The following is a 13,678-nucleotide window of genomic DNA, read 5'->3' on the forward strand; positions in this document are numbered from 1 at the left end:
GTAAAGAAAAAGGTCGATATAACATCGACCTTTTTTTGTTTTGCGTTAAGAGCAGAAGCCGACTATTCAGTCGTTTCTTCTTTCACTTCTTCTTTGATTTCCGTTACCAAATCGAGAACTTGGTTATCGATAAGACGCGTCTTACCTAGGAAAGCCGACATTAGAATCACTGCTTGAGTTGATTCTGAAGTGATCGCTTGCAGAGTTTTAGCATCACAAATGAAGATTTCGTCAGGTTGAAGATCTGCAGCGCGTAGCTGGTCAGTAGCATCTTCAATCACTGATGCGTAATCATCGCGACCACCACGAATAGCGCTGCTGATCCAGCGCATAGTACGCGCTAAAACGGGCGCTCGTTGGCGCTCGTCAATCGTTAGGTTGCTATTGCGAGAGCTCATTGCCAAACCATCCATTTCACGAACGGTCGCAACGCCGACAACTTCAATGTCTAATGCTAAATCAGTGGTCATCTGGCGAATAACAGCAAGTTGCTGAAAGTCTTTCTCGCCGAAGCATGCAAAGTCTGGCTGAACGATATTAAACAGTTTAGTGACAATGGTTGATACACCACGGAAGTGACCTGGACGAGAGGCACCTTCAAGCATGTGAGATATGCCAGGGACCTCAACAAACGTCTGCTTGTCTAATCCATCTGGGTACATCACCTCTGGCGTTGGTGTAAATACTAGCTCAACCCCCTCACCTGTTAGTTTGCTTAAATCTGCTTCTAACGTTCGAGGGTAGTTGTTTAGGTCGTCTGCACGGTCAAACTGCATTGGGTTTACAAAGATGCTTACCACAACGATGTCGGCCAGTTCACGAGCTTTCTTTACCAGAGTCAGGTGGCCTTCATGCAGGTTTCCCATTGTCGGTACAAAAGCAACCGTACGTCCATCACGCTTAAACTGTTTAATCTGCTCACGAAGAGCCGCTATTTCAGCAAAAGTTTGCATACTTACTCCTAAGCGATTGTATGAGCTTCATCAGGGAAGCGCGCGCTCTCTACTTCTTCTTTGTATAGAGCTACTGCCTTACGCATATCACCTGTTTCTGCTAGGAAGTTCTTAGAGAACTTCGGCATGTAGTTCGCAGAAATACCGAACATGTCATGCATAACCAAGATCTGACCATCGGTAACATTACCTGCGCCGATACCGATAACCGGTACGTCACAAGCTTCTGTAATTCGTTTTGCCAATGAAGCTGGCACACATTCAAGTAGAACGATTTGAGCGCCTGCGTTTTGCAGTGCTAACGCGTCAGCAACCATTTTGTCGGCTTGCTCGTCGTCACGACCTTGAATCTTGTAACCACCAAAAATGTTCACAGACTGGGGCGTCAAGCCTAAGTGTGCACATACTGGTACTGCACGTTCTGTTAGCATCTTCACAGTATCAACCAACCAGCTTCCGCCTTCGATTTTTACCATGTTCGCACCAGCACGCATCAAAGTCGCTGCGCTCTCACAAGCTTGTTCTGGCGTCGCGTAGCTCATGAAAGGCATGTCAGCCATAAGAAGACAATTTGGGCTACCAGCACGCACTGAGCGAGTATGGTAAGCAATGTCTTCAACGGTTACTGGTAATGTATCGTTATGGCCTTGTAAAACCATACCCAGTGAATCACCGACAAGCAGAACTGGCATTTCTTGGCTTTCGAATAATTGAGCAAAGCTCGCATCATAAGCTGTCGAAGTCGCAAATTTACGGCCTTCACGTTTGCATTTGATCAGGTCGTTAATGGTTACTTTTTTCATTGGTTTTCCTTAATGCGCTTGGCTATTGTTGCCAAACATTGAGCCCGTTCTTATCTACTATTTTCAGTAGTTCTGTCAGCTCAGTCCCATCAGGGAGTTGTAAACTTGGTGCGATTTCAGCAAGCGGGTAGAGTACAAACTCTCGTTCTTTCATTCCATAATGAGGAACGATTAAGCGCTCTGAATCGATCACCTCATTGCCGTATAGCACAATGTCGAGATCCAAGGTTCTTGGTCCCCAACGTTCGTCTTTACGGACGCGCCCTTGCTCTAGTTCGATCTTTTGAGTGCAATCAAGCAGTTCAATTGGCGTTAATTCGGTTTGGATAGCGACTACCGCGTTGATGTAGTCTGGTTGATTTTGCGGTCCCATTGGAGTGCTACTATATAGCTGAGAGGTCGCAATAAACGTTGATCGCGGTAGGCTTTTTAGCGTTTCGATAGCCAAATTTGCTTGGCTAACTGGGTCGGCAAGGTTGCTGCCGACCGCAATGTAAGCAGTTATCATTCGGATTGCTTACTCTTTTTGTTTCGGTAAGTCTTACGGCGACGATGGCCTGACTTTGATGGTGCTGCAACGTCGTTAGCCATTGCTTGACGCATGTTGCGACCCGCAGTCTGATAACGCTCCCACCATTTTGCTAACTCTTTGGTTTCGCCACCTTCAATCTCACCACGCATTTCTAGGAAATCGTAGCCTGCACGGAATTTGTTTAATTCCATTAGACGAACAGCGCGTTTACCGTTGCGACGAGGCAGTCGAAGTTGCAGTTGCCAAACTTCGCGAATGGTTGCTGTGTGACGACGAGGAATAGCAATAGACTTTACTTGCTGATCTAGAATGATGTTACTCGCTTCCATGATCGCATCGTAGTGTGCCATACCCTGTTCAGCGACAAGTTTGTCTGCCAGCTTGTTCATTGGGTACCAAAGCATCGCTGCGAACATGAATGCTGGGTTTACTCGCTTACCATCTTCGATGCGAAGGTCGGTTGAATCGAGAACCAAATCAAGCATCTGCTCTGTGTGTGAGTCGTAATCTTCGGTGAAGTGCTCCGCTACCGCTGGGAACATCTGTTGGAATAGATTGTACTCGCGCATCAAGTGGTAGGTTTCTAAACCGTGACCTGATTGCAGTAATTTCAGAGACTCTTCGTAAAGGCGCGCTGCTGGGATATCTCTTAGAAGGTGAGCTAACTCTTCAATCGGGTCAGCCGTGTCTTCTTCGATGTCGAAATCCAGTTTAGCGGCGAAGCGCATTGCACGTAGCATACGTACTGGGTCTTCGCGGTAACGCGTTTCTGGATCGCCAATCAGGCGGATCAGTTTATCTTCTAAATCTTCTACACCACCCGCGTAATCGTGGATGCTGTAGTCTGCAATGTTGTAGTACATCGCGTTGATTGTGAAATCACGACGCTCTGCATCTTCATCAACACTGCCGTACACGTTATCGCGAAGTAGCATGCCTTCTTTCGATTGTGCAGAAACGTTCTTCGATGGTTCTTGGTGGTGACCACGGAAAGTTGCCACTTCAATGATGTCGCGACCAAACATGATATGTGCCAAGCGGAAACGGCGACCGATAAGACGACAGTTTCTGAAGAGGTGTTTGATTTGCTCTGGCGTTGCGTTGGTCGCAATATCAAAATCTTTTGGCTGAGAGCCTAATAAGATATCGCGCACACCACCACCGACTAGAAATGCGTCAAAACCCGCACCATTCAGGCGATATAGCACTTTTAGTGCGTTGTCGCTGATCTGCTTGCGTGAAATATTGTGCTCTTGACGAGTATAAATATTCAGAGCTAATTCGTGGAATCCGCGTTGTTCGCTTGGGGTATTGTCGTTTGTATTCATTAGTTTAGAACAAAGTAGGTATCGCCAACTTTGTTTTTCTCTTAGTCCAAAGTGGTAGTGCAGAGTTTAATTGCGGCTAATAATAGCTTAGCGCGAGCCATTTGAGAACATCGTCTGCTTAACCACAGTGGTTGGTTATGGCATTTTTATGTGTCGTTTTTGCTATTTGCCGTGAGTTTCGAGCTAATTACAGTGCTCTTTTTGTAAACTATCAGGTAACTGACTGACGTTCCATTGCTGGCAGCCCCACAATAAAATCTCATCCATTGAAGCCTCATAAAGGGCCGTCGGGATATCAAAACCTAAGAATCGCATCGCGTTGAGTAACGTTGGTTTTGGGTTGTCTAGATCTATCGCGGTGGCATGGTTCTGTTTTGACAGTTTATTCCCCAAGCCATCGGTTGCCAATGGTAAGTGCAAGTAGCTCACTGTTTTTTGCTTGAGCGTCTTATACAAACTGATTTGTCGACCTGTTGGTTCTATCAGGTCTGCGCCTCTTACGACTTCTGTTACTCCTTGGTCGATGTCATCAAGAACAACGGCCAAGTTATAGGCAAACAATCCATCTCTGCGTTTAATAATAAAATCTTCTGCAGCTAATGCTTTAGGGATTTGAATGGTGCCGTGGCGAACATCATCAAAGGACTCTACTGGAAAGTCCATGCACAAGCGCACCGCCTGTTCACCTGAATCGATTAGGCCTACATCTCGACAGTGACCATTGTAAAAGCCGCCCAAAGCCTTTATCTGCTTGCGGGTGCATTGGCAGTAGTAGGCTTGATTGTCAGCAACCCATTGATCGATTTGAGCTTGATACAAGTCATGACGTTGGCTTTGATAGACGACTTCACCATCCCAAAATAGATGGTAAGCCTCAAGCGTCTTAAGAATGAGGTCTGCAGCGCCGGCCATTTCTCTTGGCGGGTCGAGGTCTTCCATACGAACTAACCATTTTCCTTGGTTAGATTTCGCTTGAAAGTAGCTACCAAGAGCAGCAACAAGTGAGCCAAAATGAAGAGGACCTGACGGTGATGGTGCAAAGCGCCCGATATAATTCATGAGTGAACAACCTAATCTAAATGGTACCGCAGTAGCCGATTCTTAAGACGTTTGACAAGAGCTTTAATGCCTAGAACTAAGCTTCAATCTATAGAACAAGGTTTGATGTATAGAACTAAGGCTTAAAGCTGCTATTTACTATCAAGCGTGTGAAATACTTCGCTTGGATAACAAACAAAAAAGGGAGCCAAGGCTCCCTTTCTTTACATCTGCAAGAATTAACCTTGCATCTGTTTTTCTTTGATCTCTGCAAGTGTTTTACAGTCAATACAAAGATCAGCAGTTGGACGAGCTTCAAGGCGACGAATGCCAATCTCGATACCGCAAGAATCACAGAAGCCGAAATCGTCTTCTTCGATCTTGTCTAATGTCTTCTCAATTTTTTTGATAAGACGACGCTCACGGTCACGGTTACGTAACTCTAAGCTGAATTCTTCTTCTTGAGAAGCACGGTCAACTGGGTCTGGGAAATTCGCTGCTTCGTCCTGCATGTGGTGCACAGTACGATCAACTTCTTCCCTGAGCTGGTTGCGCCAAGCTGCTAAAATTTTTGTAAAATGTTCCGTTTGCTCAAGTGACATGTACTCTTCACCTGGCTTCTCTTGGTACGGTTCAACACCTGCGATGGCTAGGATGCCTAGCGCTTTTTTCTTAGATTCTGGCATACAGCATCTCCTATTTACACCTAGTCAACTGCAAAGCAGCTAATTTTAAGGCGGGTATCTATAGCAGAAAGAACGAATGGTGGCAAATACTCTTATTCAAACTTGCAATCAATGTGATTAGTTCAGCATCTTTGCTTAGCTATTGATAAATTCAACAGCTTGTTTTAGTTGTATTTGAGTACTGCTGAGCTCTGCTTTATAGCAAAGCACTTCAACTCCAGCGTCTTGTGCTTGTTTTAGTAATAACGAATATTTGGCGTCTATATGGTGTGCCGCAGACACTTTTTCAATACCTGAATGTAAAACAGTGAATAAAAGTACGGCTCTATTTCCAGATTCGACCATTTCTGTGAGTTCACGCAGATGTTTTTGGCCTCTGGTTGTGACCGCATCAGGGAAAAAACCTTGCCCTTTAGTTGACGTTTCTAGCTCGTCGAGCAAAGTGACGCTTTTCACTTCGATATAGCAAGGCGGCTTTTCGTTATCTTCAAGCAGAATATCAATGCGACTATTCTCACTGCCATATTTCACTTCGGTTCGTAACGCGTTATAACCTAAGAGTTCAACTATAGTCCCATTTTCAATTGCTTCCACTGCTAGCTGGTTTGCCCGCGCAGTATTTACACAAATACGATGACCTTTGTCTGTTTCTGAGATCTCCCAGCTGTTTGGGTACTTTCTCTTTGCATTATCGGAGGTTGAGTACCACACCGTATTGCCAGGAGTCGCACATCCTGTCATCGCTCCAGTGTTAGCGCAGTGAATAGTACGCTCGCTACCGTCAGGAAGTTGGATGTCAGTGAGGAAACGTTTATAGCGTTTAATAAGAGTCGCAGGCTCTAATGGCGGATTGAAGTGCATATTACTTATTTAGACAGGTAGGTTTTTATGTACAATGTTGCCAACATTACACCACAAGGTTCTCCCATTGCCACAACTGCCCATAGAAGCTGTGATGCCAGATCTGCTCGCTGGCGTAGAAACACACACTCAACTTATTCTAAAGGCCGCTCCCGGTGCGGGTAAGTCAACATTCTTCCCTTTACAGTTAGTTAAGACCAACGCCGTTCAAGGCAAAATCATCATGCTTGAACCGAGGCGTTTGGCTGCAAGGAATATTGCTACTTACTTAGCGAGCCAATTGGGAGAAAAGGTGGGAGAGAGCATTGGCTTTAGAGTTCGTGGTGAATCTAAAAGCAGCAGTACGACTCGCTTAGAGATTGTTACTGAAGGGATCATGACAAGAATGATCCAAACCGACCCTGAATTGACAGGGGTTGATATGGTGATCTTTGATGAATTTCATGAGCGCAGCATTCACGCAGATACCGCATTGGCGTTTAGCTTAGAGATCCAAGACGCGCTGCGTGACGATCTAAAAGTGGTTGTGATGTCGGCAACCTTAGATCAACAAGCGCTACAAACTTTGCTACCGGATGCCAAATACGTTGAATCACAAGGTCGCACCTTTCCGGTCGATTTCCGTTATCAGCCTCTTAGTGCAAATGAATATCTAGCCCCTAAAATGGCTAACGTGATTCGCTCTCTGATGGAGAAAGAGTCAGGCTCACTTCTGGCCTTTTTGCCGGGCGTTTCTGCGATTAAGCAGGTGGAATCTCAACTAGAACAATTCGCCAATGATATCGATGTGTGTCCTCTGTATGGGCAACTCAGCTTTTCTCAACAGCAGAAAGCGATCGCGCCATCAGAGAAAGGGCGTCGAAAGGTGGTGTTAGCGACCAATATTGCTGAGACTTCTTTGACGATTGAAGGTATTCGATTGGTTGTTGATTCCGGGCTTGAACGTGTGGCGAAGTTCGATCTGAAAACCGGTATTACTAAGCTTGAGCAAGTTAAGATCTCGCAATCTTCTGCTGAACAACGAGCAGGTCGTGCGGGACGAATTGAAGAGGGCTTGTGCGTTCGTTTGTACAGCGAAACGCAGCTGATGCAGCAACCAGCTATACCAGAACCTGAAATTCTTCATTCTGATTTGTCTTCGCTAGTGTCTGAATTGACGCAATGGGGCGCTGCGAGTGCTGATGAACTGCAATGGTTAGACGTTCCACCCAAAGCTTCTATCGGGCAAGCCAAGCAACTCTTACAGACTCTTGAATTGTTAGACGATAATGGTCAATTTACGGCATTAGGAAAACAGGTCCAACGTTTAGGTCTAGAGCCTCGTATTGCCAGCATGTTGGTTAAAGCGCAGCAAGGTAGTCCTGCTCTGTTGAATGTCGCGATTGTTGCTGCTGCTTTGCTGGAAGAGCCGGAGCGCAATGTGACGGATATTCAACACTCTTTGCATCGACTTAAGCAAAGAAAACATTCCAAAAATAGCGTTGTGATGCAGCGAGCGAAAAGTCTCGCGAGCAAACTCAATCATCACTTAGATTTGTCACAAGCTGACGAATCATTGCTACCATTAGTGCTTTGTTTTGCCTTCCCAGACCGGATTGCACAAGTGAGAAGCGCGACCAGCAGTGCTTTCCTTTTGGCGAATGGCCACGGTGCTGAGGTTCGTGATGATGATCCACTGGCGAACAATAACTATATCGTAGTGATTGATTTGATGCGCAGCACAGGGCGAGCCAGTCAGATTTTCTTAGCCACCGCGGTTGATATCGCACAGTTAGAAGCTGAATTTCCAAAACTGTTTGTGCGTTCCGATTACGCCGATTGGGATGAGAAACGTGGCCGTTTAGTTGCTGAGCAGCGTGTATCTCTGGGCAAGTTGATTATCAGCACCAAAGCTTTACCTGATCCCGATGCGAATCAGGCGAGCCAAGCGCTGCTCAATTATGTCGCTCGATGCGGGCTAGATCGCTTAAATTGGACACCTTCGGCTAAACAGCTGGTTGAGCGTGTACGCTGCGCTCAGCTTTGGATGCCTGAACATGATTGGCCAGCGATGGATGACGCGAGTTTGATTGAACACCTTGATGAGTGGCTATCTCCCTATCTGAATGGCATTAAGTCGGCAAAAGGGCTGGCTAGTGTTTCGATTGAGCAAGCATTGTCGGCTTATCTTGGCTGGCCTTTGAATCAAGAAATCGACCAATGGCTGCCAACACACTATCTGATGCCAACAGGCAGCAAGAAGGCCATTCGTTATCAATATCAATCTGAACCAGTGATCTCAGTGCGAATGCAGGAAGTCTTTGGCGAACAAGACTCGCCATTGATCGCGCAAGGGCGTAAAAAAGTAGTGCTTGAGCTACTTTCTCCAGCACAGCGACCACTGCAAATTACTCAAGATTTAGCCGGCTTTTGGGCTGGTGCGTACAAAGAAGTACAAAAAGAGATGAAAGGCCGTTACCCAAAACATCCTTGGCCGGATGACCCTGCTAACCATGTAGCAACCACTAAAACCAAACGACAGTTGAATCGATGATGACCAAAATGTTAACGCCAAAAAAGGCACCACCTAAAAAAGCGCCAGCAAAGAAGTCACCAGCGACCAAAGCCAAGCCAAGAAAACCAAGAGCGGCTGCGAAAAAGACCAAACCTAAGGCTAAGAAATCTGGCAAAAGAGGTTGGTTGAAGATCCTATGGGGCATTTCTTGGAAAGCGGGCTTAGCGCTTGCGGCATTGCTGTTGTTCGTCGGTATTTATCTTGATTCTGTGGTCAAACAGCGCTTTGAAGGTCAGCTGTTTGATTTGCCAACCGTGGTTTATGCGCGAGTGCTAGACCTGTCTCCGGGAACTCCGGTGAGTTTGGTTCAGGTTAAGAATGAGCTCGATGTACTTAATTACCGTAAGGTGAACGCGCCTCGTCACCCAGGCGAATACTCTTCTTCTTCGACCAAGATTGAAATGATTCGTCGTCCGTTCGAGTTTGTTGATGGACCGGAAGCGGATCGTCATGTGATGCTGCACTTCAATGGTAACGAATTAACTCGCATTCAGTCGCTGGAGAAGAAAGGCGACATGGGCTACCTGCGTGTTGAACCGAAAATGCTTGGCATGCTTGAGAAAAGTAACGATGAGCAGCGCCTGTTCTTAAAACGCAATCAGTTCCCAGAAGTGATGGTTGATGCCTTACTGGCAACCGAAGACCGAAACTTCTATCAACACGATGGTGTGTCGCCACTGGCCATCGCTCGTGCAATGGTCGTTAACGTCAAAGCTGGGCGAACGGTACAAGGTGGTAGTACGCTGACACAACAGTTGGCAAAAAACCTGTTCCTGTCCAGTGAACGTACATTGTGGCGTAAGGTTCGTGAAGCCTACATTGCACTTATCTTAGACCATCGTTACAGCAAAGACCGTATCCTAGAGGCTTACTTAAATGAGGTTTATCTTGGACAGAATGGTGGGCAAGCGATTCATGGCTTCGGTTTAGCGTCTCGTTTGTATTTTGGTCAACCTATTCAAGAGCTGCGCATCGATCAGCTAGCACTGCTGGTGGGTATGGTGAAAGGACCGTCGTATTACAATCCGGTTCGCTATCCTGAGCGTGCTAAGACTCGACGCGATCTGGTTCTTCGCTTATTGATGCAACAAGACATCTTAACTCCGCGACAATACGAAGAGGCGGCGAGTCGTGATTTGGATATTCAAGACAACCCACGCATTGCTAGCCGTCAGCCCGCTTATTTCCAACAAGTAAACATTGAGCTTAAGAAGTATGTCGGCGATCGATTTGAGGCGAAAAAAGGGATTCGAGTCTTTACCTCTCTGGATCCGGTATCTCAAGACAAGTTAGAGAAGTCGATTGCTCGTAAGGTGCCTGATTTATCGAAAACCGCAGGTAATAAGCTGGAAGCAGCAGCTATTGCCGTGGATAGAAATACCGGTGAAATCCGGGCGATGGTCGGTGGTAAGCGTACTGGCTACGATGGCTTTAACCGTGCCTTGAACGCGAGTCGCCCAATTGGTTCTTTGGTCAAGCCTGCAATTTACTTAACCGCACTAGAGCAGCCTCAGAAGTACACGTTGGCGACAACATTGAAAGACACGCCACTGAGCTTGAAAGGCAGTAAAGGTAGCGTGTGGAGCCCGAGAAACTTCGATCGTAAGTTCCGTGGCGATGTGCCTTTGTATGTGGCGCTTTCTAAGTCTTACAACGTACCTACTGTTCGTTTAGGCATGCAATTAGGCATTGATAGTGTCTCGGATACGATTGGAAAACTGGGGGTCGATAAAAATGAGATTCGCCCAGTGCCGTCGATGTTTTTGGGTTCGTTCTCACTGACTCCGTTCCAAGTTGCGCAGATGTATCAAACCATTACCAATTCTGGGCGTATAGCACCTTTGTCTGCGCTTCGCTCAGTTGTTGATAACGATGGCGAGGTTCTGTATCAGTCGATCCCTCGTGTATCACAAAGCGTTGACCAGCAAGCCGCTTGGCTTACAACCTATGCAATGAAACGTGGCGTGTCGGAAGGCACGGGCCGTTTCCTACAAGGTCAGTTTGCATGGGCAGGGTTAGCTGGTAAAACTGGCACTAGTAATGACAGCCGAGACAGTTGGTTCGTGGGCGTAGATGGTCGTGAAGTGACGACCATCTGGCTAGGACGTGATGATAATAAGTCGACTAAGCTTACTGGTTCGAGTGGTGCGTTACGTGTTTATGCCGATTATCTCAAACAGAGAACACCCGAGCAGTTATTACTGCCTTGGCCGACAGGAATTGTCACCGCTAACTTTACTCGAACTTCTGAAGGGGCTTTAGAGTTTGATTGTGATGGTGCAGTTAAACTGCCACTTTGGGATGAGGATGGAAACATTAAAAAGGGCTGTGAAAGTCAACCAAAACAGTGGCTAAAGAAGCTTTTTCAGTGGTAAAGTCGTAACAAGAAAGAATGACAAGGACAGTTAAAATAATGATTTCTCGTTGGTTAGTGAGTGGCTTAGGTGTTGTCGGTACTGTGATCAGTTTTCAGCTGTTTGCATCCACCGCGACACAGATTGATCAATCTCAGCAGGCTGAACAAGCTCATAAAAGGCCAACCGTTGCTGTCGTTCTTGCTGGTGGTGGGGCAAAAGGTGCAGCTCACATTGGTGTGCTTAAAGCTCTAGAAGAGATGCAAATCCCGGTTGATTACATTACCGGTACCAGTATGGGCTCATACGTTGGTGGTCTTTATGCGACAGGGATGAGCGCAGACGAGATCGAGAGCTTTATTTATACGGTTGATTGGAATCGCGGTTATCGTGATCGCGTTAACCGTAGTGATCGCCGTGTACGTGACAAAGAATATGAAGACCGCTACCAACTGAACACCGATCTCGGCTTAGGTTGGGGCGAAATCAAAGCAAGGAAAGGGGTGGTGCAAGGCCAGAATATGTTGCGTATTCTGCGTGAGACCACGGGTAATCTATCCTCATTCGATTCTTTCGACCATCTTGCTATCCCATACCGTTCAGTCGCAACTGACATTATCGAACTTGAAGAGGTGGTCATCGATCATGGCCACCTTGTTGATGCCATGATGGCGAGTATGTCAGTTCCCGGCGCGCTTCCCCCTTATGACCTCGATGGTCGAATGCTGGTTGATGGTGGTGTCACCAATAACATGCCCGTCGACGTAGCCAGAGCGATGGGTGCAGACATCGTCATTGCGGTGGATATCAGTACCAACTACAAAGGCAAAGATGATTTCACGAATTTTCTAGCCGCAGCTGACCAACTCTCTAATTATCTTGTTCAACGCAGCACCCAAGAGCAAGCTGAAACTTTAACAGACGATGATGTCTTCCTGCGCCCAGATGTTGGGGAAATGGAGACGACAGAATTTGATAAAATGCCATCGGCTTTCCTCGCGGGCTATGAAGTCGCTAAGCAGCATACTGATGAACTTTCTAAGCTATCGCTCTCAAATGCCGATTATCAGTATTATATCGAGGACAAACAAAAAGCGCGCAGACAGCTTAAACACGGCGATCAGACCGTCGTTGACCGAGTCGTTATTAATAACAATACCCACTATTCCGATAAGCTGATCGAAAACCGTTTAAACCTTGATTCAGGTAAGGTTCTGAAGACCAGTGAAATTGAATCTAAAGTACAAGACCTCTATGCGCTAGATAGATTCGAGTTGGTGACTTATGAATTTGACACAGTGAATGGCGAGGAGCAACTGCTAGTCGATGTGAACGAAAAATCTTGGGGGCCAAACTACCTCAATTTTCGATTCTTTCTTGAAGATGACTTCTCTACTACCAGTCAGTACTCGATCGGTGTTTCAGCCAACTTTACCGATATTAATAAGCATGGTGCAGAGCTAAGAACTAACGTCGAGATGGGTACTGACAAACGAATTGAAGCGGAACTTTACTCGCCCTTCTTTTCGAGTCAAAAACTGTTCACTTCTGCATCGATTGTTTACAGTAAGGAAAACAGAAACTTGCCAGTGGTTGAGGGGGAGGTTGGAGAGCCGACATTAGATGCGACTATAGACTATGTTCCACTGACTTATAGTCAATATGTTAGTGAATTGGCTTTAGGCTATCAGCCTACCTTGTGGCAAGAACTGAAATTTGGTGCTCGTTATACTGATGGGGATTTTGAGGTTTCTTCGCTACCATCTTTTGGTAACGGAGCGTATGCACGTATAGGTGCGTTTATTAGTTATCGACTCGATACTTTAGATAATTTTAGTTTGCCAACGGAAGGTTACTTTGTTGATCTTGAGTACCTTGTTTCTCATGATGATTTTGAGGTCAACACGTCTGGAGATAGCCCGGAGCTAGCGGCTGAAAGCGATACTGTTTACGAATTTTCGGCTAATTTCATGGCTGCAAAAAGTTATGAACGACATACTTTAGTCGGAAAGGTTGATTACGGCATTGTAGATAGCAAAAATTCGATTTTCCCTATTGATCCTAAAGAGCTTGGTGGCTTCTTAAACCTGTCAGGTATTCCAAGGAACAGTATGATTGGTCAGAACTTGGCTTATACCAGTCTTACTTATCGTTATAAGTGGTTTGAAAATGACTTCGGACTCTTTGAATCACCATTCTACGTGGGCGCATCCATTGAGCATGGTGGTGTTTGGTCGAACAATGATTTGAGTATTGATGAAGCGCCAATGTACACCGCGGGTTCTGTTTTCGCGGGTGTTGATTCTCCAATCGGGCCGATCATTTTAGCTTATGGCCGAACCGAAGATAATTTCGATTCGGTGTATCTGATTGTAGGTACGTCCTACAAATAATCATGCGCAGAGTCGCCATTTTAGTGCGTAATTAGGCAAAAATAGTGGGACTTTCGTCTTAACTTGCTATGTTGGTCAAAATGATAAGATTTTAATTTAACGTTAAATTTGCTATTCTACCGCCCACAGTTTGGCCTCTATGACGCCGCTCATCAATACAAATTGAATGACAAAAA

Annotated in this window: 10 protein-coding genes; 3 read left to right on the top strand and 7 right to left on the bottom strand. The window is 46.0% G+C overall.

What is annotated here, in order from left to right; translation table 11 throughout:
• Window positions 1-62: 62 nt before the first annotated feature.
• The 7 genes from panC to sfsA all read right to left on the bottom strand — a co-directional run bounded on the left by panC (window position 63) and on the right by sfsA (window position 6,201).
• On the bottom strand, window positions 63-953 hold the full coding sequence (panC, locus tag AB4482_RS00950) for a pantoate--beta-alanine ligase (RefSeq protein ID WP_372128459.1): 891 nt from the start codon (window positions 951-953) through the stop codon (window positions 63-65).
• A gap of 8 nt (window positions 954-961) precedes the next feature.
• On the bottom strand, window positions 962-1,756 hold the full coding sequence (gene panB, locus AB4482_RS00955; RefSeq protein WP_017059433.1) for a 3-methyl-2-oxobutanoate hydroxymethyltransferase: 795 nt from the start codon (window positions 1,754-1,756) through the stop codon (window positions 962-964).
• 22 nt (window positions 1,757-1,778) lie between these two features.
• The gene (gene folK / locus AB4482_RS00960) at window positions 1,779-2,264 is read right to left on the bottom strand and encodes a 2-amino-4-hydroxy-6-hydroxymethyldihydropteridine diphosphokinase (RefSeq protein WP_004735459.1); all 486 of its coding nucleotides are present in this window, start codon (window positions 2,262-2,264) and stop codon (window positions 1,779-1,781) included.
• Window positions 2,261-3,616, bottom strand: a complete 1,356-nt coding sequence (gene pcnB, locus AB4482_RS00965) for a polynucleotide adenylyltransferase PcnB (protein ID WP_017059432.1) — start codon at window positions 3,614-3,616, stop codon at window positions 2,261-2,263. Before pcnB ends, folK begins: the two co-directional genes overlap by 4 nt.
• Window positions 3,617-3,799: 183 nt before the next feature.
• A complete protein-coding gene (gene gluQRS, locus AB4482_RS00970) occupies window positions 3,800-4,675 on the bottom strand; it encodes a tRNA glutamyl-Q(34) synthetase GluQRS (protein ID WP_372128460.1) in 876 nt (291 codons plus the stop codon).
• Window positions 4,676-4,893: 218 nt separating this feature from the next.
• A complete protein-coding gene (gene dksA, locus AB4482_RS00975) occupies window positions 4,894-5,340 on the bottom strand; it encodes an RNA polymerase-binding protein DksA (protein ID WP_017059430.1) in 447 nt (148 codons plus the stop codon).
• A gap of 135 nt (window positions 5,341-5,475) precedes the next feature.
• Window positions 5,476-6,201 carry a DNA/RNA nuclease SfsA gene (gene sfsA / locus AB4482_RS00980; RefSeq protein WP_048612328.1) on the bottom strand — a complete coding sequence of 242 codons (726 nt, stop codon included), beginning with the start codon at window positions 6,199-6,201 and terminating at the stop codon, window positions 5,476-5,478.
• A 34-nt stretch (window positions 6,202-6,235) separates the two neighbouring features.
• Here sfsA and hrpB point away from each other — a divergent pair, with 34 nt between their 5' ends.
• The 3 genes from hrpB to AB4482_RS00995 are packed head-to-tail and all read left to right on the top strand — an operon-like array spanning window position 6,236 to window position 13,502.
• Window positions 6,236-8,734, top strand: a complete 2,499-nt coding sequence (gene hrpB, locus AB4482_RS00985) for an ATP-dependent helicase HrpB (protein ID WP_372128461.1) — start codon at window positions 6,236-6,238, stop codon at window positions 8,732-8,734.
• On the top strand, window positions 8,731-11,130 hold the full coding sequence (mrcB, locus tag AB4482_RS00990) for a penicillin-binding protein 1B (protein WP_372128462.1): 2,400 nt from the start codon (window positions 8,731-8,733) through the stop codon (window positions 11,128-11,130). Before hrpB ends, mrcB begins: the two co-directional genes overlap by 4 nt.
• 38 nt (window positions 11,131-11,168) lie before the next feature.
• Window positions 11,169-13,502 carry a patatin-like phospholipase family protein gene (locus tag AB4482_RS00995; RefSeq protein ID WP_372128463.1) on the top strand — a complete coding sequence of 778 codons (2,334 nt, stop codon included), beginning with the start codon at window positions 11,169-11,171 and terminating at the stop codon, window positions 13,500-13,502.
• Window positions 13,503-13,678 lie beyond the last annotated feature (176 nt).

It is taken from the genome of Vibrio sp. 10N.222.55.C7 (assembly GCF_041473335.1).
Taxonomy (GTDB): domain Bacteria; phylum Pseudomonadota; class Gammaproteobacteria; order Enterobacterales; family Vibrionaceae; genus Vibrio; species Vibrio crassostreae_C.

What these genes read in the sequence shown, in the direction of transcription:
- folK (WP_004735459.1), bottom strand. Translation starts at nt 2,264, where the DNA reads ATGATAACTGCTTACATTGCGGTCGGCAGCAACCTTGCCGACCCAGTT.
- hrpB (WP_372128461.1), top strand. Translation starts at nt 6,236, where the DNA reads ATGTTGCCAACATTACACCACAAGGTTCTCCCATTGCCACAACTGCCC.
- dksA (WP_017059430.1), bottom strand. Translation starts at nt 5,340, where the DNA reads ATGCCAGAATCTAAGAAAAAAGCGCTAGGCATCCTAGCCATCGCAGGT.
- panB (WP_017059433.1), bottom strand. Translation starts at nt 1,756, where the DNA reads ATGAAAAAAGTAACCATTAACGACCTGATCAAATGCAAACGTGAAGGC.
- pcnB (WP_017059432.1), bottom strand. Translation starts at nt 3,616, where the DNA reads ATGAATACAAACGACAATACCCCAAGCGAACAACGCGGATTCCACGAA.
- mrcB (WP_372128462.1), top strand. Translation starts at nt 8,731, where the DNA reads ATGATGACCAAAATGTTAACGCCAAAAAAGGCACCACCTAAAAAAGCG.
- gluQRS (WP_372128460.1), bottom strand. Translation starts at nt 4,675, where the DNA reads ATGAATTATATCGGGCGCTTTGCACCATCACCGTCAGGTCCTCTTCAT.
- AB4482_RS00995 (WP_372128463.1), top strand. Translation starts at nt 11,169, where the DNA reads ATGATTTCTCGTTGGTTAGTGAGTGGCTTAGGTGTTGTCGGTACTGTG.
- panC (WP_372128459.1), bottom strand. Translation starts at nt 953, where the DNA reads ATGCAAACTTTTGCTGAAATAGCGGCTCTTCGTGAGCAGATTAAACAG.
- sfsA (WP_048612328.1), bottom strand. Translation starts at nt 6,201, where the DNA reads ATGCACTTCAATCCGCCATTAGAGCCTGCGACTCTTATTAAACGCTAT.